We start from the raw sequence: 24,260 nt of genomic DNA, 5'->3' as shown, positions 1-24,260 counted from the left end.
TTTTCAAAGCCAACCTTCAGGTTGGTTTTTTTTTTTTTTTTTTTTGTTTTTATAACTAAAAACCCCAGCTTTCAAAAGCCAGGGTTTCTAATTTCTCCTATATTTTATTTTTTGTTTGCGTTCATTTTTTTAAGTTCAGCTAAAATTAGTTCTTCTGTTGTAGGAACAGGTGTAACTGGTGCTGGAGCAGGTTTCTTAGAGTCTCTTCAGTTTTTAATTAAAAATACTAATAGAAGAGCAAAGAATATAATGAATGTTACAACGATAAATGCAATTAAAGCACCAATGAATTTTTGGATGTTCATTCCATATAGGTTTTCTAATGACATATCTTTTGGAAGTTTAGATAGTACACTGTAGTTAATTGCTCCCATGATAATATCTGTAGCTAGAGATGTTACTACAGCACCAAATACTGTACCAAGTACCATTCCAATAGCCAACATGAACATGTTACCTTTTAGAACAACTTTTTTAGCGTCGTTATATGATTTTTTAAACATAAATACAATTGTAGCTTATTTTTCGGAAAATGCTACAACTTTTTGTTTGTTAAAAGTAACAAAAAAGCGAAAAATGCTTTATTATTCAGCACTTTCCTCGCTTTTTAGATTAGTATTCGTTTCAGTATTTTTAATCTTGTATAAGTCAAAAATGTTTTTATATCCATATGGTTGTGGTTTTCTCGGCAGTCTTTTTAGATTCTTTCCATAACGGTTTTCAAGATATTCTTTGTATTCTGAAAGAACGTTAACATCCAAACCATTTCAATGAACTGAAATTAGTTTGTTTGTAAGGTTAGTAATTCAAGTTCGTTTGTATCTCGTTTTGAAATCGTCAATAACTAAAAAACCATCATATTTACTTTCTGAAAGTTTATTTATTGCCTCACGATATGTGATTTTTTTACCAAACATTCAGTATGTTAATGGGTTTAACATTTTATCTTTGTACGCTCCAAAAAGCAGTCACTTTTTGATTCAAATGCTTGCTATGGCGACATCCTGAAAATTGGCGTGTTTTTGATAACTTTTTCTTAGCAAGTTGTAAAAAGATAGAAATTTCTTTGCCTTTTTGACTGTTGTAGGTACAATAATGTTAATTTTTATGAAGAAATTGGTTTTGTAAAGACTTTCTTTTGAAACAACAAATTTGTTTTGAAAATCATAATACTCAGAATAATTTGTATTATCCAAAACATTGTCAGGAGCAATCATTTTTAATTTGTCATATGAATCTTGTTTCATCATTACTTCAAAAAAATCTAGTGATGTAGTTAGGTCTTTATTGGTTGTTGCTGAAACCAAACTTAAACCATCCAAACTGTATCAAAGATTGTATTTTTGACACAACTCAATAAAATATTTCAATAATTCTAATTTGTTATACATATTCTCATAATTATACTATTCATTAAATTTTCAACTAGTCTTTTGCCATGGTAATTTTTGCCTTTTTGTCAAAATACCATTGCAAATTGCATTTGTTGGTATAATTCTTAATGATTTTATATTTAAAATATAAAAAAACCTAAAAGGAGTATAAATGGCAAAAAACAATAGTTGAGCTAAAAAAATCGCTCGTTTCAACACCACCAAAGCAGAACAACGCAAAAAAGAAAAACTTCAAGAAACAAACCACAATGAAGAAATGGTTGTTAAAAAGAAATGACCTAAAGTTGTATTGGGTTTAGCAATCGTTGGAGTTTTAGTAGCTGGATTTGCTATTCCATTGTCAGTGGCAGGCGCAAAATACAAAAAAGAAAAAACAAACTACAACGATGATGATGTGGTTTACACTGTTAAAGTCCCAAATAGTGATAAAACAGTTGAACTAAAATACAAAGACTTAAAAGCTATTAATGAAAGTGCTAGTGAAAATAGCACAATCTTTAATGCTACAAGCGCTCAAATTTATAAATATTTATATCAACAAGAATACGAAGCAAGTGCCAAATACAATGCAATTTATAATGCTGACAAAACTTTAAGTGAAAAGAAAAGCCTTTCATTAAAATCACTAAAAACAATTCGTGAAGCTAAGCAAAAAGAAATTGAAACATTAAAAGAACGTTTCCAAAAACAATTCGGTTATGGAAAATGAGAATCCAAATTTAAAGAAGAATTAGCAAAAGAAAATTATGGAAAAAGCGAAACAGAGCAAGAAGCTGTTGATTATTTAGTTTCAAAAGAAATAAAAACTGATGCTTTAAGAAGATTTTCAACTGAAATTAATACTGACTTTACAATTGACGAAATTAAAAATGGTGTTAAAGCTAATGCTGATGTAACTTATCATTACTGAGATGAAGCTGCAAATAAAGAGCAAACTGTTACTTTAGCCAAAAAAGGTGAAATAATCGACTTAAAAGACTACTTCGCGTTAAGTGGTGATTATGTTAATACAGTCTTACCTACAAATAATCTAAATGTTTTAGATGAAACTAAAGCAAAAGCATACATTTTTGTAACCAAATCATTTGTTGCAAGCGCTCGTAATGCAACTAAATACATTGAATATTGACTAAAAACAAAACCAGTAATTTATTCACAATTTACTTTAAACATTACCCAAAACCAAAAATCATCAGATCAATTATTCACTTTTGCAAAAAACGATTTGAAAAAACTACTTTCATTCGGCAGTTATGCAAATAGCGACAAAAATGTAATTGATTTAGCAATCAATCGTTTAGACTCTTTTGCAGGAATTACAAACATTGCTAGTGGTCAAAACTTGACTGATGAAGAAGCATTGCAAGCTAAAAATGACACTATTTTATTAGAAAATCTGGGACAAAACAATGCTTCAACATATGGTTCACAAGGATTTAGATCACTAAATGAAATTTATTCGAAAGAAAAAGCTGAATTCTATGTGCCATACACATCAATAGTTCAAAATAATGCCATTTTTACTCCCCACAAACTAGATAATTTCTTTACTAATTTCAAAAAATTAATTGTTGAAAAACTATTTGCTAACTCACAAGAATTACAAACTATTTTAAATGCAGATGCAATGGAATGAAGCAACGAAAATGCGCAAAAAGCTGCAGAATACAACAAACGCATTGGTGATTATTTAGATTCACTTTCGAATTACGAAAGTTTAATTGATGAAATTATTAAACAAGCATTGCAAGTAAATGAACTAAATCAAGTGTCATCAGTTTACCAAATTGATGAAAATAAATTCGCTTTCTTTACTTCAAACGGTTTAGTATTCATAAACACCAAAACAGTAACTGATAAAAGCAATGCTTTGGCTTTGATTCTTTCTGATTTACAAAGAAGTGCAAATAAAAACGACAACAATGCCTTAAAACCATTGTTTAACATGACTAACATTTTTAATTCATTATTTAATGAAAACTACGAAGTCTTGAATATGCTTGCAAATCCTGATTTTGTAACTTATTTAAAAACTCAACAATATGAAAAACAAACAAGTAGCGAAAAAGCAAACTTTGATGACGATACTATTGCCAAAGCAAAACAATATGTTACTTCACAACAATATGCAAGTCTAATTTCATTGTTAGTGGCCAAAAACAGTGAAATTAAAGAGTATGTAAATAATTTAATTACTAAAAACTTAAATGCTGATTATGAAAAAGTAAATAACAAGTGAGTAGTTAAAGACCACACAGACAAAGAGTATAACCAATTTATTTTCTCTGTTATTCAAAAAAATCTACAAGGAGGAAACTAGTTATGACTAAAACAAAAAAAATATTATTTAGTTCAGCGACACTTTTAGCCACAACATCGTTAGTTTCTGCTCCTTTAGTTGCATGTAAAAATACTGAAACTTCAGATCCAAGTGCTGGCACAATTCTAACATCAACAGCAACAAAGAATAAAGTTTTAACAACTTTAGCTAGTACACAATTACAAGTTTTATATGGTTCAGATGTTTCAAAAGGCTTAGAAGACACTAGCTCAAGTTTTTATAAAGACTACAAAACCCTTTTTGACATTTATGCATTCAAGCAAATTGAGTCTAACCCAATGTTTTTCGTGAATTTAGTACAAGAATTTAACAAAAAATCAGTTGACACTTCTTCTTTTAATCCACAAGGTTGACAAGTACCAACTGATGCTGAAATGAAATTTATTTATGATAATTCAGACAAATTAGATGACAACATTAAACTAAACATTTTGCAAAAAATGGTAGCCTACAACTATTTAATAAAAAATGATACTTTGTTATCACTGAGTGTTGCTAATTCTAAAGACAAAGTATTGTCATTAACTGACACAAGCAAAATGACAACTGATGAAAAAAATTCGTTTAATGGTTACGATCAAAGTGCTAAAAATTTATACTTAATGAAATATTTAGTAGAAAACAAATTAATTGAAACTTGAGAATATAGCCGTAACAGTGATTTAAGTTTATATCGTAATAATGCTTACGTAAATGATTTGGCAAGTTTTAATGCTTTAGCAAATCCAAATGATTTAACTTTAAAAACAGCCGCTAACAATCCACTTCTGGTCGGTTCAAACGATAACATCGATTTTAGTCAGTTATTAGGTTACAAAGGTGTTTCAAAATATTCTTCAACAGCTTCCGGAGACTTGAACTTCTCACTATGAGAACTAAAAAAAGATCAAGTAATCAGTGGTTTTGTTAACCCAACAAGCAATGTAGTTTATTCCCAAGATGACTTTTTATTCAGTAACATTTTATTAAAAGCAGTAAAAAACACTCCTGTTTTCAAAATTAGACCTACTGCTAACACAACAGCTAGCGTTAACCCAACCGATATTGAAGCTGAAGGTTACACAAATTCAAATTCAGTAGACTGATCTAAGACATTTAGCTATGATTCAAAAGACTACACAGTAACATTTAAGGTTGCTTCAGTTGAAAAAAGAAGCGATAATGTTTACAAACTAAACATCAGTGTGTCAATACCTGCTTTAAAAACTCGTTTAACATACGATTTTGATACTGAATTAACAAAAGATTCACAAACCCAATCAAAAGAATTTAACCAAAATGCTTTACCAACAGCAATCAATTTCTACAATCCTACTTCAAAAACGATTGAGGCTAAATATTTAATTAAATTGGTACCAATTTTAACTTCTTCAATTGTTGATAACAAGGTTGTTTATAAATGAAGTTTAGATGTTACTCCTTGAAAAGATGAAGCAAAACAAAAACAAATTGCTTACAATATTCTTTTCTTAGATAAAGACATTTATAAAACTGCAACTAAATATCTTTCAGATTTAGGAATTTCTATTGATAAAAGTAAAACTGACACAAAAATCATTGACTACCTAAAAAGCGAAAATCTTATTTAATTTTTAGCCAGAAGTACAATTTCTGGCTTTTATTTTGCTTTCTTTTACTCGAATCTTTCATTTTTGGCAGTATAACATCGACTATGTAATGTTTAGGCTAAATGTTATAATCTTGATATGGAAACAATACACCAGGGAATAGTTATCAACAAAATTGACTATGATGAATATGATGAAATTGTTACAATCTTGACAATGAATAAACCAATTACATTTTTGGCTAAAGGAACAAGAAAAATACAATCTAAAAACAGGTCAAGATTACAGCTTTTAAATGTTGTCGAATGCGAAATTTTTCAAGCCCGTCTTGAAGGTAAAATGAGTAAACTCAAACGTGCTGATTTGATTGCCCAGTTTGACATTAATACCAACATTAATGTAACCAATAAATTATTATTAATGGCACAAAACATTGACTCAAATCCTTATGAATTTGTTAGTGATTTTTTCTTTTTAGTCAATAAATTCGGTAAAGGCGATGATAATCTTTACTTACTGATTTTGATTTTCGATTTTTTAACTTGTACTGGTTTAAAAGTCAAAACTGATGGTTGTGTGATATGTAAAACGAAAAACAACATTGTTGATTTCATACCCCATGAAGGTGGTTTCTTGTGTAATCGACATGCAAAAAACTCTAAACATCCTGACTATTTACAAACCGTGTATTTAACCACTGGTAATATTGAAATCTATATTGATAATGCCAACCGTTATGCAGTTTTGAAAATAATTGAAGATTTATGAATTTATATTAAGGAAAATACTTTCCTTTAGTAACAAAACTTAAGGAAATTAAAATCACTCCCATAAAGTTGTAGGAGTGATTTTTTGTTTTTATTTTAAGTATTGTTTTAAGGTATCTACTTTATCCAATTTTTCTCAATTGAATTCAATGTCGTCACGCCCAAAATGACCAAATGTTGCAGTTGGCTGATACTTAACATTTTTTAAATCCAAGGTTTTAAAAATTCCGTTTGTTGATAAGTCAAAATTGGCATTAATTATATCTATAAACTCTCGATCGCTTAATTTTGATGTTCCAAACGAATTAACAAAAATTGACTGTGGATAGGGTAAACCGATAGCAAATGAAAGTTGTACTTCAAATTCGCTTGCTAAGCCAGCGGCAACAATGTTTTTTGCTACATAACGCGCCATGTAAGCAGCTGAACGATCGATTTTTGTGTAGTCTTTACCACTGAATGCCCCACCACCATGGTGTGCATGTCCACCATATGTATCAACAATAATTTTTCTTCCGGTTAAACCTGTGTCACCGATTGGTCCTCCAACAACAAAACGTCCTGTTGGATTGAATAGAAATTCAAAATCGGAATTTAAATTATATTTTTTTACAACAGGATCAACTACTTTTGTTTTAATAGTTTGTTTAAAACGATTTAAGTCTGTGCTTTCCAAGTGCTGAATTGACATAAGAATTTTGTCAATTTTAATTTTGTTATCTTCATAAACAACTGTAACTTGACTTTTCATATCACTTTTAGCATGTGGTAGCTGCTTTTTGAGTCTTAGTTCTTCAGCTTTTTTGACTAACTCATGTGCTAAAGTAATGCTTAATGGCATAAAGTCCTTAGTTTCATTGCAAGCATACCCAAAGATAATTCCTTGATCTCCTGCTCCAATTAATTCGCTATCTTTTCTGTCGACTCCCATTGCAATATCTGGACTTTGTGAATTGATAGCACTAATAATAGTAAAGTCATTTTCTTTGTATCCTAATTTTTTTACTACTTTTCAAGCAATAGAAACCAAGTCCACATAGGCAGTTGTAGTGATTTCTCCACCAATAACAATTAAACGATTTGTCGCAAATGTTTCACATGCAACTCTTGCGTTTTTATCTTTTGCTAAAATTGCGTCTAACACAGCATCAGAAATTTGGTCGCAAATTTTGTCTGGATGTCCTGCTCCAACACTTTCTGAAGTAAAATACTTTTTCATAAATAAAACCCCTTTCAAATGAAAGGAGTAGGAGGATTCTAATTATCTTATATGAAATAAAGCAACATGTTAGGTTATTAACCCCTCGCTTACCACCTTACTTATTAGCAGGTTGGTGACTTCATAGCAGCTACGCTCCGTACTCCTTATGTAACGCTAAACATTATAACAAAGCAACAAAAAATTCTGTAAAAATTCATGTCAACATTTGAAAAAATAGGAATACAATTTTTGATTATGAAACATTGAAACAAGCGAAAAAATAACTCGCAACAAGGTCAAGAAAGAGCTGTTGAGCTTTTTGAAAAGACTCCTATTAAAAAAGCAATATGAATGGTAGCAATACCAGGTCTTTTGACCATGTTGATGATGGGTTTATATTCATTTTTTAATCAAGTTTTTATTTTAAATTTTGTGCCAAAAACATTAGCAATGCTAGATGGCGATATTGCCAACACTTCGGGTCTAATTTACAATTATTTAGATCCTTCTTTTGCAGCCAATCATGTCACAAGAGAGCAATTTAATACCATTTTCAACACATATAAACAAATAAGTGGAGCAAATATTAGTAACTTAACTAGTGATGTTATTGCTTCTTTGAGTGTTAACGCAACTATTTTCTTCGTTGTTTTCTGTAACGCGGTTGTTATTTTAGTACCTATGGGAACAAGTGTTTATTACACAAAATGCATCTCAAAAGGTGTTAAAATGACTGCTAAAGACTTATGAGCAACTGCTTTTTGAACAACTTCAGGATTAGCTATTTTTGCAATGTTAGTTGTTTTCATTGCCATTTGAGCAGGACTTGTAGATAAAGTAGCAAGCCGCACTCACCTTGATGTAACTAAGTTTAGTGAACTAAATGAAAAATTGTCGAATCCTAATGCTGGTGCTATATTAAGTCAATATTTTGATGCCGGTCACAAAATAGCAGTTAAATGAGCACAACAATACATTTATGTTTATGCCGCTGGAACATTATTGCAAGGATTTTACTTATTACTTTCTTACTTAATTCGGGCAGAAGGTAAAAACTCTTATGTAATGATATGAGCTATCATTGCCAACATTGTAGGATTAATTTTTGATGCAATTTTTATTATTGTTCTAAAGTGAGGAATTTTGGGTGGAGCAGCAGCAACAATCGTAGGTTGAACCGTTAATGTGCTAGCCTACTTTGCTTATGTCATTGTTAGTGACAAGAAAAATGACACTTGAATTGATCTAAAACACTTATTTAAATTTAGATTTCGTTACCGTTTGATAGCACCAATATCTTTATTGGGATTAAGTGCTTTTGTACGTACTTTTGGAGTAGCAGTTACCAACTTAATGATCACTTTACTATTCAATTACTTACCATATAGTGATGGATTTGTCAACGTTTATAACTGAGCCAAGGCAGCCCCTTCAATTACACTATTTTTCCTAGCTCTATTTGGAATAGCAGATGGATCTAGTTCATTATTAAGTTACAACTACACAAAACGCAATGTGCAAAGAGTAAGACAAACGTACTGATATGCTCTAATGATTGCAGTCATTTATGCCGTTTTTGTTTATTCAATAGTGGCAATCTTAGCACCATATTTCATCAAAATTTTAAATGTACCAAATGAACGCCTGGAAGAAGTTTCAACATTCTTAAGAATAAACATGGTAAGAATGGTTTTCTACTCATTCGCGGTTGGGGGAATATTGTTATTTAGAGCAACTAATAACATTAAAATGGCGATTTTAGTTGTTGCTTTAGAATCATTTATCACTTTCTGATTTGTTATGGGTACTTTTGTTGGAATAGGTTTCGGTTTATACAATTCAGGACACAGCAAAGAAACTTGTTCATACATGGTTAGTGTTGGTTTTGTTGTTAACGCCCTGGTTGTTGGTATTATCATTACCATCTTTTCAGTGCACTGACTATATAAACGTTTACCACACATTGATAAACAAAAACAAACTTGAAGTTTGAAGATTGAAAATGCCTTTTTCAATCGTGCCATTGAATACGAAAAAACACACCAATATAAATAGTAAGAAGCATATTGTCAATTGAAGGTAAAACTTTTGACAACTATGCTTTTTTTTATATAATTAGAGTGTAAAAGATTAAGTATGAAAACACAAAATGAAGTAACAAGAAAACTGAGAAAAGTGCGGGTTTAAGTACCCGCTTGATATGTTTTCTTGTTTTTTCTTATAAAGAACAATTTAGGAGAAAGAAAATGACAAAAAAAGCTAAATTTTTAACAGCTTTAGCTGCTATTGCAGTTCCAATAGCAGGGGTAGCAGGATTAGTTTCTTGTAGTAATAATACAACAAAAGACGAAAGGGGTCCTGCTTCATTTGAACAAGATAATGATGGATTGCTAAGAATTTACTCGCCTTGATCTGCAACTAACTACCAAGGACTTGCTTTACAAGCGCTTGTAGATTTTTACAATAAATCACACTTTTCTGAATTAGAAATTGAAAACAACAGTAAGGTGAAAAAAGCAGTATTGAAAGAAGATTACAAAGGTAAAAATATTTTACCAGTTGTAATTGTTATTGCACCTTCAGGATATTCAGATAGTTCATACATTAGCAAACTAAAAGTAAAAGCTAAAAATGACTTCTACAACTTGATTATTCAATACCCTACTGTTGCTTCAGTATTGCAACAATACCAAATGGGGTTAAATTTCGATTCTCTTAAAACAGAAATCAACAATTTATACTCAAGTTCTTTCTTGGAAGTAAATAAATTAATAGCAGGAAATAAAAACAATAGTATCCTTACAATTCCTGCTTCAAAATCTGGTGAAATGCTATCAATCAACAAACCAGTAACAGGTATGCTAATTTCAGAATTAGTTGCTGCCGGAGCAAAAATCGATACTCAAAACTCAAAAGTTGTAAATGAATTGAAAACATACTGAGAAGGTCTTTCAGATGATGAAAAATCTGATAAACCAGCAGTAAAAGCAGCTTGAAATAGTGGAAAATACAATGATTCACAAAAATCTTCATTACAAGCAGCATTAGCAAATTACACAATGAATGATAATATCTTCACAGATTACGAAGACTTATTAAAATTCACTGCTTTCGCTAAAAGGGTTTTCCCAAATAATAAAAACTATGTTTTGGGAATGGACTCATACCCTAATGCTGTTTATACAATTGCAGCATCACTAGCAGGACAAAATGAAGATTCATTAATCAACAAAGATGCTTCACAAGTAAGAGATGGAGGATTCAACTATAAGAATCTTCTGGATCAAAACACTCCACAAGGTAAACGTTTAAAAGCTGCATATGATTTAATGAAAGATGCTTTCCAATATAAAGGTTTATGAATTGGTGGAGAAGGAGCATATGGTTCAAATGAACTAGTTATCCACAACCTTGCTATTTCTTTAGGTTCTACAGCAGGTTGAAGTAAAACATTCACTCAAGGATCTTCTAAACTTCTTGTATTCGGATCTCAAGCAGGTCAATCGCTACAAGGTTCTTCAGCTGAAGGACTTGCAAATACACTTTCTGCTTCAAAAGATGCATCAAAAAGTATAGTTGAATTTGGTAAATACAAAAATAAAATTTTACCTAATGTAGCAGATGATGTGTCAAAAAATGGATATGATTATTCTCCTAAGACAGCAGATGATGCAACTAAATTAAAAACTGCTGTTGCTGGCTTAACTGATGGTTACTTAATATTCAGTAGCACAGATCCTGAATTAAAAGTGCTTTCTGTTCAAAGTGGCGGAGCAATCAAATTTTCAAGAAACGGAAGAGAAGGAATATTAAATGGTGCTAAATTCTTAAATGGAACTGTTGTGGACAAAAATGGAAAAGATTTTGAAGTATACTGAGTTCCAAATAATTTATTTGAACAAAAATCAGGTTCAGCAAACTCAGCACAAAAAGAAGATATGATGTGATTAGGTGCTCCATCTAAAGCAAAAGCTTCTTCACAAAAAACCTTCACATTATTGCAAGGTCCTTCAATTATTGGAGTACATTCAAACGACACTGAAGATAAAGCAACATTAGAATTTGTTAAATGAATGTTAACAGTGAACCATGATTCAGATAAAATAACATTCACAAACAGAAATGTAACAAAAACCTCAGCTAAAGATCAAGCTCCAGTTGAATCACTAGCTGAATTGGCTGACTACTTAGCTCCAACAAAATCTAAATTAAGCATGTCAATTGACCAAGTAGATAGTTCTGATGCAAATGATGCTATTAAAATAATTTCAAAAGAATTAATCACAATTGAACATGATTCAAGAGACAATAAAATCGTAGAAGATGTTGCTGCCCCTAAATCACAACGTTTAAGAAGCGCGATAACAGGTGCAGGAAAAGGTTTAGCAAACAAAGCAGCAAACGGAAGCACAATTGATTTTAATACATACGTTAAAGCAATTAAAGAATCATTAAGTCTAGAATAATTTCATGCGAAAAAACAAAAAAATTTTGTTAAGCACATTAGCAGTTACATCGTTAACTGCTTTTGCTTGCCTTCCAGTTGTTTCTTGTGTGAATGCTAATGGTGGTAGTGATAACAGAGGCGGATCAAATCGTGGTGGCAATGACGAAGCATCTAAAGTTGATAACTGAAAAAAATCATCGCAAACAGTTTATGATGCTATTGAAAATTTAGTCAATGTTGATTTTTCAAAGCTTCTATCGATAAAGAAAGAAGAGAAAAATTTTGATTCAAGTACAGGAGAAATAACTACTTCTTACAAAACTTATTGAGATAAATTTGTTGTATATGATGCAACTGTTGTAAGAGTAAGTGATGGAGATACTTATACTGTTAAATACATAAAAGATGGCAAAGAAATGCAAGCAAGAATCCGTTCTTGAGCACTAGACACTCCTGAGGCACCAGGACCGACAACATATGTTGATGGTGATCCAAAACACGCTGAAGAGCAATTTGCTAGCGATCAAGATACAAAATTTGCTGAATCAATTTTGACTCCAGGAAGAAAAATAAAAATACTTGTAAGTAGTATGTCATACGATCGTTTAGTAGGAATATCATTATATTCAGACAAGCCAAATCCAACAGAGTTATCAGATTTCACTAAATGTTACGAATTTGAAGTTCTGAAAAATGGTTTTTCCACTCCAAGGGTGGGAGAATCTGAATTGCTACAATTCATTTCACAAGTATCTGATGATTTTCTTTCTTTCCAAACTCTATTCATGCCTTACTTCTGGGCCGCTACAAATTACGGAATAATTCACAAGCAAGGTTTTTATAAATTGTTCAGTGCTAATAAACCTTATGATTTTGTTCCAAGAGTATATGTGACACACGGAGATCCAACGACTCAATTTATGTTACTACCTGAATTTACTCAAGGTGGCTGAATAACCACTGAAAGAGATAACAATCTTTCTAGATTCTTGAGTGAAAGAGAAGGCGGATTTGAACAATTTTTAGTCAATTCCGACGGTAGTCTAAAGTCTGAAACACAAAATAATAAATAACAAAGAAAGGAGTGCAAATGAGTGAACTAAATATTGAAAAAGAACAAGAAAAAGTTTATCAATATGCTAAAGAAAGATATGAACTAAAAAAACAAATTCCAGCTATTGAAATTAAAAATTTAGTTATTGACTTCGGTGATGCAGTTGCTGTAAACAATGTTACTTTTGATATTCACGAAGGTGAACTTGTTACTCTATTAGGTCCATCAGGAAGTGGTAAATCAACAACTCTGAATGCCATTTCAGGATTACTAAAACCTACAAGCGGAAAAATTTTCTTCCGTGGTATAGATGTAACTAAATATTCACCACAACAACGTGAATTAGGGTTAGTTTTCCAAAACTACGCTCTTTATCCACACATGACTGTGTATGACAATATTGCCTTCCCATTAAGTAATGATCAACACTGAAAAGAAGAAACAATTGAAAATTCGCGTAGCGCACAACACAAAATTTACGAATTGATTCTAAAAGAAAATAATGTTTCTGAAGACGAAATTAAAGAACTAAGAAAAACTTTCTACATGACAATCGACAACCCTAAAGAAAGTAGAAAATACATTTTAGGACTAAAATCAGAAAAAAACAATATTTATGAACATTCTTCAAATGAAGTAGGGCGTTTAGAATCTAAATCAGTTGCTGAATTAAATAAATTAACAAAAGATGTTTTGAAAAAATCAAAAGATCTACACCAAAATGTACGCGAAACTAAAAACGCACTTAACTTAAAAATCGATTCGAGATATGTAGATATTCAACCTAAAATTCAAAAAGAAGCACAAAAATTAGTTGCTTCAATTGCACAATTCAAGCAAATTGAAAAAAAATTACGTTCAGAAGAAAGAAAACAATTGCACTACATTGCTCCTGAACTAATGGAAGCTAAAACAGTTAATACTAAAGCTGAAATGGATTCAGTAAAACCTGTTTTAATTCATCCAAATAACAAATTAGTAAACAAAATCTTAGAATGTAAGATTGAAAAAGCTACTTTTGATCAATTGAAATCAGTGTCAAAACTAAGAATTCTTGATGATCAAGTACGTAGAATCAATGATTACAAACGAACTGTTGAAAACTTTGAAAAATGACGTGCTGACGTTGTTAAAAACGCATTTGCTGGTGAAAATAAAATTGATCCACAAGATATCATCGAAAAATCAATTGCTAAAATCATCATTAATGCTTACTCACAAATTTATAAATTTGAGTATAAAACAACAAAAGTAAGAAATGCTATCCTATACAGACAAGCAAAAAGAATTTTCAAAAAAGATAAAGCAATTGCAAACCACCACATTATCAATGTAAAAATTAAAGAAAATGTTGCAAAAGCTAAAAAATTAAGAAACGAAATCAACAAAAAATATAAACAAGACTTGTATACAATTTTCGACCCAATTTTTGAAAAACAAGGTCAAGGTTGAAAATGTAACAGAAAACTTTACTCACTAAACGAAAAAGTTCATGCTTTAGTTGAACAATCAAGACCTGAAGTAAGAGCTCAAATTGTTGAGCTGTCAAAAGATGTTTTAACAATCAGTGAAGCAATTAACCGTGATGTTATGGAAGTTGCTAACAAAGTTGAAATTACTAAAAACTTATGAAAAAGACCTACACAATTAAGTGGAGGGCAACAACAACGGGTAGCTATTGCTCGGGCAATTGTTAAAAAACCAAAAATTCTTCTATTGGACGAACCACTATCAAACTTGGATGCTAAATTACGTATCTCAACACGTAAATGAATTAGAAAATTGCAACAAGAAAGTGGAATCACAACAGTCTTTGTTACTCATGACCAGGAAGAAGCTATGTCAATTAGTGACAGAGTTGTATGTATGTCAACTGCTTTAGTACAACAAATGGGTTCTCCAATGGAACTATATGAAAAACCAGCTAACGAATTCGTTGCTAAATTCCTTGGAATGCCTGAAATGACTATTATTAATGCCGACGTTGTTGATAATTACGTTGTTGTTAACAATCACAGACTTGTTAAAGTAGATAACTACAACAAAAACAAAATTCGTGTAGGATTCAGAGCGGAATCACTAACCGAATCAGCAAATGGATTTATTGATGCTGATATTAAAGTTGTTGAGTATCTAGGAAAAGAAATTCAATCACAAGTTTACTTACAAAACATTGACACCATTGCTAACGTTTACTTGACTGCAAAAGATCGTTATGAAGTTGGTGACACAATTAAATTAGGTGTAAAAAACATTGATAAATTACACTTATTCGACATAGAAACTGGTGAAAGAGTAAACAAATAATGTTTTCTTTTAAATCTTTCTTCTTGAAGAAATTTCGCATTAAAAAACATTTAACCAGTTTAAGCATTTTAAACAGAAAAGAGAAATTTTACAAACCTCTTATTCTGATTTTGCCTTCATTATTACTTATTACTTTATTTATTATTATTCCTTTCATAATAACAATTACTGACGCCTTCAAAGTGCAAACAGGTTTTCTAGTTTCAGACGTAAGTCCTGGTATTGATAACTTTAAAACTCTATTAAGAAGTCAACAATTCCAAATCGGACTAAGAAACTCAATTATTTATTCTTTGATGGCCTTGCCATTATCTCTAACTTGCTCTATTTTAATTTCTAGTGCAATCGCCCACGTGGTTAAAAAATGAGCAAGAGGATTTTGACAAACACTATTCTTCTTACCATATGTAACCAGCTCAATTGCTGTTGCTGTTACATTTTCATACTTATTCGCATCAGATGCCGGAATTTTAAATGCCATTATTGGTAAAAGGGTTCCTTGATTAACATCAGCGTCTACCAATTCTTGAACAGCATTCTTTGCTATTCTAATCAACGGAATTTGAGGAAGCTTAGCATTCCAAATTCTTATCTTGACAACTGCTATGTTATCAGTTAGTCCAGTATTATACAAATCAGCTTCAATCGATGGAGCCTACAAATTAAAACAATTCTTCTCAGTTACATTACCTTCTATTCGTAAAACTATTTCATTCTTAATTACAATCGGAATAATTGGGGGAATTAAAGTTTTTCCACTTGCTTTATTCAACAACAGCCCAACAGATGCTGTTAATAATGGTGGAGCAACCATTATGTTATTCGTTTATAAAGCAGTAGCAGAAGGAAACTTCTACTTAGCTGGAGCAGCATCACTTATTTTGTTTGTTCTGGGAGTATTTGTTTCATTCTCAGTACGTAAATTAGTAGCCGTATCATTTAGATTGAGTACAACATTAGGAGTAAAACGTGTATCACGTAAAATTAATAGCAAGACACCATTTACAAAAAAAGTCTTTAAATTCTAAAGTTGAGAATTTAACTAAAGGAGTTGAAAACAATAAAGTTGTTGGACAACTTCTTGCCTTCATCTTTAAATTCTTAATTCTGACATTTTTTGGTCTACTAATTTTATTCCCTTTCTACTTCATGATTTCTCAATCACTGATTTCATCAGATGCTGCTAACCGTAAAGACATAATCATTTGATATCCACGTAATGGAGAATCAGCACAATTCAAAGCTCATTGAGATAACTTCGCTAAAGCATACCAAGAAGGATACTGAAGCGCTGTTGTATTCACTGCGGCGATAACTGCCTTCAGTGTTACTTGTCGTATTTTCTTTGCTATGACATTTGGATATGCCTTTAGTTTAAGAAAATGAAGATTCAAAAATTTCTCTTGAGGATTTTTCTTAGCATTACTAGTTCTACCTGAAACAGCCTTAATGGCCGGTCAGTACAAAGTTATTGTTACGATGGGACTAAATGCTAACCAGGGAACATTTGTTGCTTTAACAATTCCTTTTGCAGCTAGTGTTTTCTCTGGATTTATGTTCAGAAATGCTTTCGAAGCAATTCCTGATTCAGTACGTGAATCATCAATGATCGATGGGGCAAACGAGCTAAAATTCTTTGTTCGTGTTGCTGTCCCAATGGTTAAATCAACTATTTGAACTGTTGTTATTCTAACTGCACTTGCTTCTTGAAACTCATTCATGTGACCACAATTAATTTTGGGAGCAAAAGGACAAGGAAGCTACACAGTTATGAACGTGTGATTATTTACTACTGGTAAAGATGACTCAAGTGAACAATCAATTATTTACAGAAATATTCGGATGGCTGCCAACGTTCTTGTTATTCTACCTATGCTTGTCGTTTACTTCTTATTTAGAGGAAGAATTATGAGAGCAATTTCAAGACAAGGAAGCGGTCAAAAAGGATAATTATGCAAAGCAAAAGTGTTTTCAAAAAAATATTTACCTCAATCAAGGAATTTGCTCGTAAATACTGAAATCTAACCTTCATAGTAATTTCAGCAATTGCGGGACTATCTCTTACTGGAGTAGCTATTTGATGTCTAATCTTCTTACCAATTAACTGACGTTAATGAATAATCAACAATATACAAACAAGAACTGTTAATACCAGCGGTTCTTGTTTTTTATTAACTATAAAAAAGCAAATAAAAAAACACAACTACTCAAAAGTTGTGTCTCTCAAAAAGTTGAACTTATTAATTAATCTTGCGAACCTTTAGTTTCTAATGTGTGTAAACGTAATTCGTGTCTACCACCTTCGAAATCTGTATTGTGTCAAATTTTAAACATTTCCAATGCTTCTTCTGGACTTGTTTGGCGTCCGCCAAAAACAATAACATTGGCATTATTGTGTAGTTTAGCAAGTTTAGCATCTTCATTGCTTGTAATTCTTGCCGCACGAATGAAGCTGAAACGATTTAGAGCGTAACTTATTCCTAGTCCTGTTCCACAAATTCCTATTCCTTCAACATCAGGATGGTCTTTCATGTACTTAGCTAGTTTGAAACCATAATCGGCATAATTAACACTTTCTGTACCGCTTTTGGTTCCTAAGTCAATAACTTTGTAACCTTGTTTACCTAATGAATTAACAAGTTCACTTTTTAACTCATAGCCAGCATGATCTGAAGCAATGGCTACTGTCTTTTTATCCATATTTTCTCCAATCTATTCCCTTATAATTTTACCATTATCCAAGTCTATTATCTTGCTTGGTTGCCCTGAAAGTTCACCAAAATCGTAAAATTTGGTTAATTGAGGAAAGATTTTTTTTGCTTCTTCTAAATTTTTGGCTACTTGTTGATTGCTGATGTTACAACTTGTAACATAACAAGGACCATTTTTGCGTAAAAATTCCAAAAGTTTTGGCTGATTCGGCATTCTAAAACCTTGCCCTTTAACAATTAAACTCACCGCACCAGGTCAATATTTTTCTGCCACTTGTTCAGCTTTTTGGTTTCATTCCACGATTTGTTTTGCTTGCTCTATATCGGCAACTAAAATTATTATTTTTTTAGTAAAATCACGTTGTTTCAATTCATAAAGCAAGTCTAAATTATTATCTTTTAATCTTACTCCTAGACCTAAAACCGTGTCAGTTGTGGTAACAAAAACATCATCATATTTATTAGTCATAATAAATATTATAAGTCTTAGGACTATACTGATTTGATAAAATTAAGTTATATGCCAGAATTACCAGAAGTTCGAGTTGTTGTAAAAAAACTCAAAGAATGTGTTTTGAATAAAACTATCGATTCAGTCATTGTTAACAAAACAAAAATGATCAAAGATGTTGATAGTGAAGCGTTTCAAAATGAACTAAAAAATCAAAAAATCATTGATATTAGCAATGTTGCAAAGCACATTGTGTTCTTTTTTACTAACAACTTAGTCATGATTTCTCATTTGCGTATGGAAGGTAAATATCGTTATTATGACCAAAAACACGAATTCGAAAAACATGCCCATGTAGTTTTTAATTTTAGCGATAATTCACAATTACAATATGTGGACTCTAGGGCGTTTGGTACTTTTCATTTACGCAATAAAAACAATTACTTGACAAGTCAACCGCTAGCTTCAGTGGCCCTGACACCTGACAAAGTGGATATTGATTCACTTTATGCTAAAACTAGCAAATCTTCAACTGCTATTAAAACAATGATTTTAAATCAAAAGCTGGTTTCAGGAATAGGTAATATTTATGCTGATGAAAGCTTATTTGCAGCCAAAATTCACCCACAAACACCTTCAAAACTCGTAAGCAAACAAGAATTGAAGCTTTTGATGCAAAAAGCTTCAGAAATTATGCACAAAAGTGAAGAACTTGGTGGCTCAACGATTGATTCTTATGAATCACTCAACAAGCAAGAAGGTCAGTATCAACATTTTCTTAAAGTTCATACTAAAGTAAATAAACCTTGTACAATTTGTCAAACTATCATTCAAAAAACGAAAACTAATGGAAGGGGGACATATTTCTGCCCAAAATGCCAGAAATTAAGAAAGCAAAATGACTAGAAAAATAGACTTACATGGTTTAGATATTAATCGTGCAGCAGCGGTAGTGATTAATAGTCTAAGAAGTTTTGACTACAATTCTTATGAAGATGAATTATTAATCGTTACTGGCAACGGAACAGGAAGTTTAAAGAATTTAGTTGAAGATATTTTAAATGAAGAGTGTTATGACTGAAGTTATGACAACAGTCAACAGTCTGCTTTTCGAGTTTATAAATAGGAGTTAATATGACAACAGCAGCAATTTTAGGAATAGTATTCGGATTTTTAGCTCTTTTAGTAATTGTTTTATTATGTCTTTCAATCAAAATAGTGCCAGAAACATATTTTTGAATTGTACAAAGATTAGGTAAGTATCACAGAACATTGGAAAAAGGAGTTAACTTCATTTTTCCAATCATTGACCGGGTAGTAGTAAAAGAAAATATTAAAGAAAAAGTGTTTGACTTCCCTGTTCAAAGTGTTATTACAAAAGATAATGCCACAATTAAAGTAGACACAGTAGTTTACTTGAAGATTTTTGATGCCAAACTATATTCATATGGGGCAGAAAATCCTTTCAAGGCAATCGAAAACTTGGTAGCAACCACCTTGAGAAATCTAATTGGAGAACTAGAATTAGACCAGTCGTTGACATCGAGAGAAATAATTAATGCGAAACTAACAAAAACATTAGACGAAGCATCAGATGCGTGGGGAATTAGAGTAAATAGAGTTGAAATTCAAAACATCATTCCGCCAAAAGAAGTAGAGCAAGCAATGATTCGCCAAATGCAAGCTGAAAGGGATAAGAGAGCAAGAATTTTAGAATCAGAAGGAATCAAACAATCACTGATTCTTAATGCTCAAGGGAATAGAGAAAGCGTAATCCTAAATGCTGAAGCTGCTAAAGAAAAAATCATTTTACAAGCTGAGGCTGAAAAACAAAGAATTTTGTTAGAAGCACAAGCTAAGAAACAATCAATAGAATTATTGAATGAAGCTAAAATCAGTAAAGAAGTTTTACAGTACAAAGCTTTAGATGAAATTAAAACATTGGCTAATGGAACAGCAACAAAAATAATCATTCCACCTAACCTTTCAGAAATAGCTAAAATCATGGCAGTTGGTAAAGAAGTCTTTCAGGATAACGAAAAAAGCAAAAAGTAATATTATATACTCAGAGTAAGATTGATTCTTGCTCTTTTTTATTATTTTAGCGTTTCGTAATTTGTATAAAAAACCTAAAAAAAGTCACATCATTTGTGACTTTAAAATAGGTTTAATTTCATTAGTGGATAACTGGACTGAACAGTGAAAACATTAGCATTGCAAAACTAAAGAATATCAATGTCGAAGTGGCATCAGTAACAGTAGCAAGAATAGGGCTTGACATAACTGCCGGATCCTTTTTTAGTTTTGTGGCCAATAAAGGAACAACTGAACCTACAAATTTAGCAAAAATAACTGCTACAAACATTGCTAAACTTGAAACTAAACACATTATCAATACTCCGGCAGTAGTAACTTCCACATGTCCATCTGCTCCAATTTTTCCCATGATATCGCGAGTAGCAGTAAAGTACAATGTTAAACGTGCAAAATTGACAATGAATAAGACAGTGGCAATCAATAGTCCCGATCGCATTTCTATTCCAACAACGCGTCAAGGTTTTTTCTTCACTTCACCAAGTGATATAGCTCGAATAACGGTTGTTGCTGATTGTGAACCTGCATTACCAGCTGTTCCAGAAATAACTGGAACCATAGAAACTATAATGGCTGAAGAAATTGCACTTTGGAACAATATACTATTGTCAACCTTATCCTGGAATACTTGAATGATTAATTGCGAAAATGTTGAACCAACCATCAAAATTATTAGTCAGAAAATCCGAGATTTAAAGATTTTGCGAACAATGTTTTTGTCGTTATATGAAATTTCGACTTCAGCATTAATCCCGGCCATTTTATAAATATCTTCGGTTGCTTCTTCTTCTAAAACGTCAATAACGTCGTCGGAAGTAATAATTCCAATAACATGATTTTTTTCGTTTACAACTGGAAGAACTGACATATCTTGCTCAGCGAAAATCCGAGCAGCTTTTTCTTTTTTGTCATTAACTGAAACGCTTGCAATTGCTTCCGTGACTTCAAATATTTTTGTATTTCTTCTTGAATCAACAAAGACAATATTTTCAAGAGTGGTTACTCCTTGAAGACGTTGTTCATGATCTAAAACAACATAGTAGTGAACCAGTTCAGAATCTTCTCTTAGTTTCCGAATTTCCTCAATTGCTTTGGAGCAACTAATATCATCCTGTAAAGCAATGAATTCCACACTCATAACTGAACCAATCGAATCATCATCATATTTTAAAAGACGATTAATTTTGTTGCGATCATCACTATTTTTAACGTGACTCAAAATCTTTTGTGCAATGTTGTCTGGCATTTCTTCAATCAAGTCAACAATGTCGTCTAAGTATAAGTCATCCAAAATAGCTTCGAGTTCTTCGTCAGTAAATGCTTTAATTATTTCTTCTTGAATATCATTTTCAAGGTATGAAAAAATTTCCCCGCTATCCTTTGGTTTGATGATACGGAAAAAGAAAATTCTTTCATAAGGTGTTAATTCTTCAATTTTGTCAGCAATTGTAGCATTAGGAGTCTCATCAACGAAAGTACGAATAAGGTGTACGTTTTTGAATTGTAAGGCGTTTTTTAGCTGCTTTAAGGTTAAAACGTCTTTCATCTTTACCTCCTTATTAAATTAGTAATCTTTGAAAATGTTTACTAAAGACTCTTGCAACTGGTCGATAGCAATTAAATTCAGCGAACCATTTCTAGCAAGAGTGATATTTCCGTTTTCTTCACTGACAACCAGTGTTACGGAATCGGAGATTTCGCTAATTCCTAAAGCAGCACGGTGTCTTGCTCCATATTTGTTGTCAATTGATTTTTTTGTAATTTTGTAGTATGTGGCAGCATAAACAATTTTATTATCACGAATAATGATTGCCCCATCGTGTAAAGGAGTGTGTTTATTGAAAATACTAATAATTAATGAAGAAGAAATATTAGCATCGATGATAACTCCATCAGTACGTAAGTTATCAAGTCTTTCTTTCATTTCAATAGTAATAATAGCTCCCGTTTTGTGTTTTGATAAAAATTCTAAACTCTCTTTTAGTTGGTGGATTAATCTAATTTTCGAACTTTTACTTACTTTCTGTTTCAAGCTTTTGAATTTTGATAAAAACTTCAAAATTTGATGAAAAGCCAAAATAACTATAATGAGAAAAATTAGGACAACAAAAATTAAAATGATGATTAAAAATGCATTTTCCATAAATAACCTCTACTTAGTTGGAGCTCACACTGTTACAGTTAAAATTAATAGAACAACAACAATTAGAGCAATTGCAAAACCTCCAATTGCAACTACTCTAGGTCATTTTGTTGATGTTTCTTCAATTTTTTGTGCCCGCGAGTCTTGGCTTCATTTTGCATATTCATATTCAACAGCATTTTTGTTATTTTTTAAAGCATGTTGTTTACGAAATTCTTGTTGTTTTTTAGCAAGTTTTCTATCAATTTGTGACATTCAGGTAATGCCTTCGAATATCTCAATTAATGCTTGCTCATTATATTTTTTTAAACGCGGTTGTTTTGCGAAGTTCACAAACTCATTTAAGTAGTTAGACACACTGGTTTTTACAATGTCATCATTTTGGCGATTGTCGCGCATTTTTTGAGCCATAATTCCTCCTTGAAATGGTAAATATTAATAATTATAAACTTAATAAAAATTAAATTTATAAACTTTGTTTATAAGTTAGCTGCTAGTATAATATTAATAGCATGAAAGGAAAGACATGAAAAAGACATTATATGATGTTAATTTAAAACATAAGATAGTTTTAGCAAGAGTTGATTTCAATTTGCCACTTGCAAAAAACGACAATAATCAATACTATGTAACTGATGCTAACAGAATCAAAAAGGCACTGAAAACTATTAACTTTATTACTCAACAGGGCGCTAAATTAATTTTATTAAGTCATTTAGGAAGAGTAAAAACCGAAGAGGACTTAGTTTCCAAATCGCTAAAACCAGTTGTTGAAGAGTTCAAAAAATATGTTGATAATGATGTATTTTTTGTCCCTAAAACGAGAGGAAGTGAAGTTGAAGAAGCAATAAAAAATCTAAAAAGTGGACAAATTTTATTTTTAGAAAACACTCGTTTTGAAGATTTAAACAACAAAGCTGAGTCAAAAAATGATCCTGAATTGGCAAAATATTGAGCTTCTTTAGGCGATGTTTTTGTTAATGATGCATTTGCTACTGCTCACCGTAGTCACGCATCAAATGTTGGAATTGCTTCAAACATAAAAGAAAGTGCTTTAGGATTTTTAATGCAAGAAGAAATCGAAAATCTTGCTAAATTAAAAAATAATCCAGCAAGACCTTATGTAGCCATCATCGGTGGGGCTAAAATAAGCGATAAAATTCAAGTTTTAGAACAGCTTATTAAAGAATGTGACAAGGTTTTAATTGGTGGAGCAATGGCTTATACCTTCTTAAAGGCACAAGGTGTCGAAATAGGTACTTCACTAGTTGAAGATGATTACTTAGAACTAGCAAAAAATCTTTATGAAAACAATAAAACAAAGATTTTATTACCAATTGATAATGCTTATGCTAAAGAATTTGCAGATATCCAACCACAATACTCAAGCCCCGAAAATAAAAATATACCTGCTGACTGCACTTCAATGGACATTGGTCCTGAAACTGTGAAATTATTTGCTAATGAAATCCAAAAAGCAAAAACTATTTTTTGAAACGGTCCCTTGGGAGTTACTGAATTTAGTAATTATGAAGTAGGAACAAAATCGATAGCCATAGCCATTTCCCAAAATACAGACTGTTTTTCAGTAGTTGGTGGGGGAGATTCAGTCGCTGCTATTAATAAATTAAACTATCAAGACCGTTTTAGCTTCATTTCAACTGGTGGTGGAGCAAGCCTAGAATATGTCCAAGGCAAATTGCTACCAGGATATGAAAGCATTGAAGACAAATAAAAAAGACAAAGAAAAAGAGAGTGACCAGCTCTCTTTTTTTAAATTTA

Annotated in this window: 22 protein-coding genes and 1 pseudogene; 15 read left to right on the top strand and 8 right to left on the bottom strand. The window is 31.6% G+C overall.

The features are described from left to right. Positions 1 to 104 precede the first annotated feature (104 nt). Positions 105 to 503 (bottom strand): MscL family protein, encoded by a 399-nt coding sequence (locus ACWXVV_RS00240; RefSeq protein WP_438341599.1) that lies wholly within the window; start codon positions 501 to 503, stop codon positions 105 to 107. 81 nt (positions 504 to 584) lie between these two features. Then, positions 585 to 1,391: a hypothetical protein gene (locus ACWXVV_RS00235; RefSeq protein WP_455984633.1), complete on the bottom strand. Its 807-nt coding sequence runs from the start codon at positions 1,389 to 1,391 to the stop codon at positions 585 to 587. Between the two features lie 154 nt (positions 1,392 to 1,545). Between ACWXVV_RS00235 and ACWXVV_RS00230 the strand changes: the two genes are divergently transcribed. From ACWXVV_RS00230 to recO, 3 genes are all read left to right on the top strand, one after another. Continuing rightward, positions 1,546 to 3,714 carry a HinT-interacting membrane complex protein P80 gene (locus ACWXVV_RS00230; protein WP_455984634.1) on the top strand — a complete coding sequence of 723 codons (2,169 nt, stop codon included), beginning with the start codon at positions 1,546 to 1,548 and terminating at the stop codon, positions 3,712 to 3,714. 2 nt (positions 3,715 to 3,716) lie between these two features. After that, positions 3,717 to 5,324 (top strand): HinT-interacting membrane complex lipoprotein P60, encoded by a 1,608-nt coding sequence (locus tag ACWXVV_RS00225; RefSeq protein ID WP_455984635.1) that lies wholly within the window; start codon positions 3,717 to 3,719, stop codon positions 5,322 to 5,324. 117 nt (positions 5,325 to 5,441) lie between these two features. Continuing rightward, a complete protein-coding gene (gene recO, locus ACWXVV_RS00220; RefSeq protein ID WP_455984636.1) occupies positions 5,442 to 6,101 on the top strand; it encodes a DNA repair protein RecO in 660 nt (219 codons plus the stop codon). Between the two features lie 60 nt (positions 6,102 to 6,161). Here recO and metK read toward each other — a convergent pair whose 3' ends face one another. Further along, positions 6,162 to 7,289, bottom strand: a complete 1,128-nt coding sequence (gene metK / locus ACWXVV_RS00215; RefSeq protein WP_455978795.1) for a methionine adenosyltransferase — start codon at positions 7,287 to 7,289, stop codon at positions 6,162 to 6,164. A gap of 237 nt (positions 7,290 to 7,526) precedes the next feature. Here metK and ACWXVV_RS00210 point away from each other — a divergent pair, with 237 nt between their 5' ends. The 8 genes and pseudogenes from ACWXVV_RS00210 (at position 7,527) to ACWXVV_RS00175 (ending at position 17,193) form a co-directional block, all read left to right on the top strand. Then, positions 7,527 to 9,326 (top strand): MATE family efflux transporter, encoded by a 1,800-nt coding sequence (locus tag ACWXVV_RS00210; protein WP_455984637.1) that lies wholly within the window; start codon positions 7,527 to 7,529, stop codon positions 9,324 to 9,326. 191 nt (positions 9,327 to 9,517) lie between these two features. Further along, complete coding sequence (locus ACWXVV_RS00205; protein WP_456012443.1) at positions 9,518 to 11,737, top strand: P68 family surface lipoprotein; 2,220 nt, start codon at positions 9,518 to 9,520, stop codon at positions 11,735 to 11,737. Between the two features lie 4 nt (positions 11,738 to 11,741). Further along, complete coding sequence (locus ACWXVV_RS00200) at positions 11,742 to 12,791, top strand: hypothetical protein (protein ID WP_455984639.1); 1,050 nt, start codon at positions 11,742 to 11,744, stop codon at positions 12,789 to 12,791. 17 nt (positions 12,792 to 12,808) lie between these two features. Next, positions 12,809 to 13,207 (top strand): annotated as a pseudogene (locus ACWXVV_RS00195) (ATP-binding cassette domain-containing protein); the annotation flags it as partial. A gap of 111 nt (positions 13,208 to 13,318) precedes the next feature. Then, a complete protein-coding gene (locus ACWXVV_RS00190; protein ID WP_456012460.1) occupies positions 13,319 to 15,079 on the top strand; it encodes an ABC transporter ATP-binding protein in 1,761 nt (586 codons plus the stop codon). Further along, on the top strand, positions 15,079 to 16,107 hold the full coding sequence (locus ACWXVV_RS00185) for a carbohydrate ABC transporter permease (protein ID WP_455984640.1): 1,029 nt from the start codon (positions 15,079 to 15,081) through the stop codon (positions 16,105 to 16,107). The genes ACWXVV_RS00190 and ACWXVV_RS00185 overlap by 1 nt, the downstream gene beginning before the upstream one ends. Continuing rightward, positions 16,049 to 17,029, top strand: coding sequence for an ABC transporter permease subunit (locus tag ACWXVV_RS00180; protein ID WP_438341609.1), 981 nt, complete (start codon positions 16,049 to 16,051; stop codon positions 17,027 to 17,029). Before ACWXVV_RS00185 ends, ACWXVV_RS00180 begins: the two co-directional genes overlap by 59 nt. A 2-nt stretch (positions 17,030 to 17,031) precedes the next feature. After that, positions 17,032 to 17,193: a hypothetical protein gene (locus ACWXVV_RS00175; RefSeq protein WP_438341610.1), complete on the top strand. Its 162-nt coding sequence runs from the start codon at positions 17,032 to 17,034 to the stop codon at positions 17,191 to 17,193. A gap of 130 nt (positions 17,194 to 17,323) precedes the next feature. On the opposite strand, the gene ACWXVV_RS00170 is transcribed toward ACWXVV_RS00175, so the two are convergent. Both ACWXVV_RS00170 and ACWXVV_RS00165 read right to left on the bottom strand, forming a co-directional pair. Further along, positions 17,324 to 17,779, bottom strand: a complete 456-nt coding sequence (locus ACWXVV_RS00170) for an RpiB/LacA/LacB family sugar-phosphate isomerase (protein ID WP_438341611.1) — start codon at positions 17,777 to 17,779, stop codon at positions 17,324 to 17,326. A gap of 12 nt (positions 17,780 to 17,791) precedes the next feature. After that, positions 17,792 to 18,259 carry a Sua5/YciO/YrdC/YwlC family protein gene (locus tag ACWXVV_RS00165; RefSeq protein ID WP_438341612.1) on the bottom strand — a complete coding sequence of 156 codons (468 nt, stop codon included), beginning with the start codon at positions 18,257 to 18,259 and terminating at the stop codon, positions 17,792 to 17,794. Positions 18,260 to 18,310: 51 nt separating this feature from the next. On the opposite strand from ACWXVV_RS00165, the gene mutM reads away from it, so the two are divergent. From mutM to ACWXVV_RS00150, 3 genes are read left to right on the top strand one after another with little or no spacing between them, the layout of a single operon-like run. Further along, positions 18,311 to 19,147, top strand: coding sequence for a DNA-formamidopyrimidine glycosylase (gene mutM / locus ACWXVV_RS00160; RefSeq protein ID WP_438341613.1), 837 nt, complete (start codon positions 18,311 to 18,313; stop codon positions 19,145 to 19,147). Beyond that, positions 19,140 to 19,367, top strand: a complete 228-nt coding sequence (locus ACWXVV_RS00155; RefSeq protein WP_438341614.1) for a Smr/MutS family protein — start codon at positions 19,140 to 19,142, stop codon at positions 19,365 to 19,367. The genes mutM and ACWXVV_RS00155 overlap by 8 nt, the downstream gene beginning before the upstream one ends. 8 nt (positions 19,368 to 19,375) lie before the next feature. Further along, positions 19,376 to 20,296, top strand: a complete 921-nt coding sequence (locus ACWXVV_RS00150; RefSeq protein WP_455984641.1) for an SPFH domain-containing protein — start codon at positions 19,376 to 19,378, stop codon at positions 20,294 to 20,296. A 121-nt stretch (positions 20,297 to 20,417) separates the two neighbouring features. Here the strand turns inward: ACWXVV_RS00150 and mgtE are convergent, their stop codons facing one another. Genes mgtE through ACWXVV_RS00135 form a run of 3 tightly spaced genes read right to left on the bottom strand, consistent with a single transcriptional unit; the run spans position 20,418 to position 22,889 of the window. Continuing rightward, the gene (gene mgtE, locus ACWXVV_RS00145; protein ID WP_455968048.1) at positions 20,418 to 21,881 is read right to left on the bottom strand and encodes a magnesium transporter; all 1,464 of its coding nucleotides are present in this window, start codon (positions 21,879 to 21,881) and stop codon (positions 20,418 to 20,420) included. A gap of 18 nt (positions 21,882 to 21,899) precedes the next feature. Beyond that, a complete protein-coding gene (locus tag ACWXVV_RS00140) occupies positions 21,900 to 22,478 on the bottom strand; it encodes a diadenylate cyclase (protein ID WP_455984642.1) in 579 nt (192 codons plus the stop codon). A gap of 9 nt (positions 22,479 to 22,487) precedes the next feature. After that, the gene (locus tag ACWXVV_RS00135; protein ID WP_438341618.1) at positions 22,488 to 22,889 is read right to left on the bottom strand and encodes a hypothetical protein; all 402 of its coding nucleotides are present in this window, start codon (positions 22,887 to 22,889) and stop codon (positions 22,488 to 22,490) included. A gap of 115 nt (positions 22,890 to 23,004) precedes the next feature. Between ACWXVV_RS00135 and ACWXVV_RS00130 the strand changes: the two genes are divergently transcribed. Continuing rightward, on the top strand, positions 23,005 to 24,213 hold the full coding sequence (locus tag ACWXVV_RS00130; RefSeq protein WP_438341619.1) for a phosphoglycerate kinase: 1,209 nt from the start codon (positions 23,005 to 23,007) through the stop codon (positions 24,211 to 24,213). Positions 24,214 to 24,260: the final 47 nt, after the last annotated feature.

It is taken from the genome of Mycoplasma sp. 3392, from assembly GCF_053851755.1.
The sequence above is the reverse complement of the archived record's forward strand: the minus strand, read 5'-3'. Positions and strand labels throughout refer to the sequence as shown.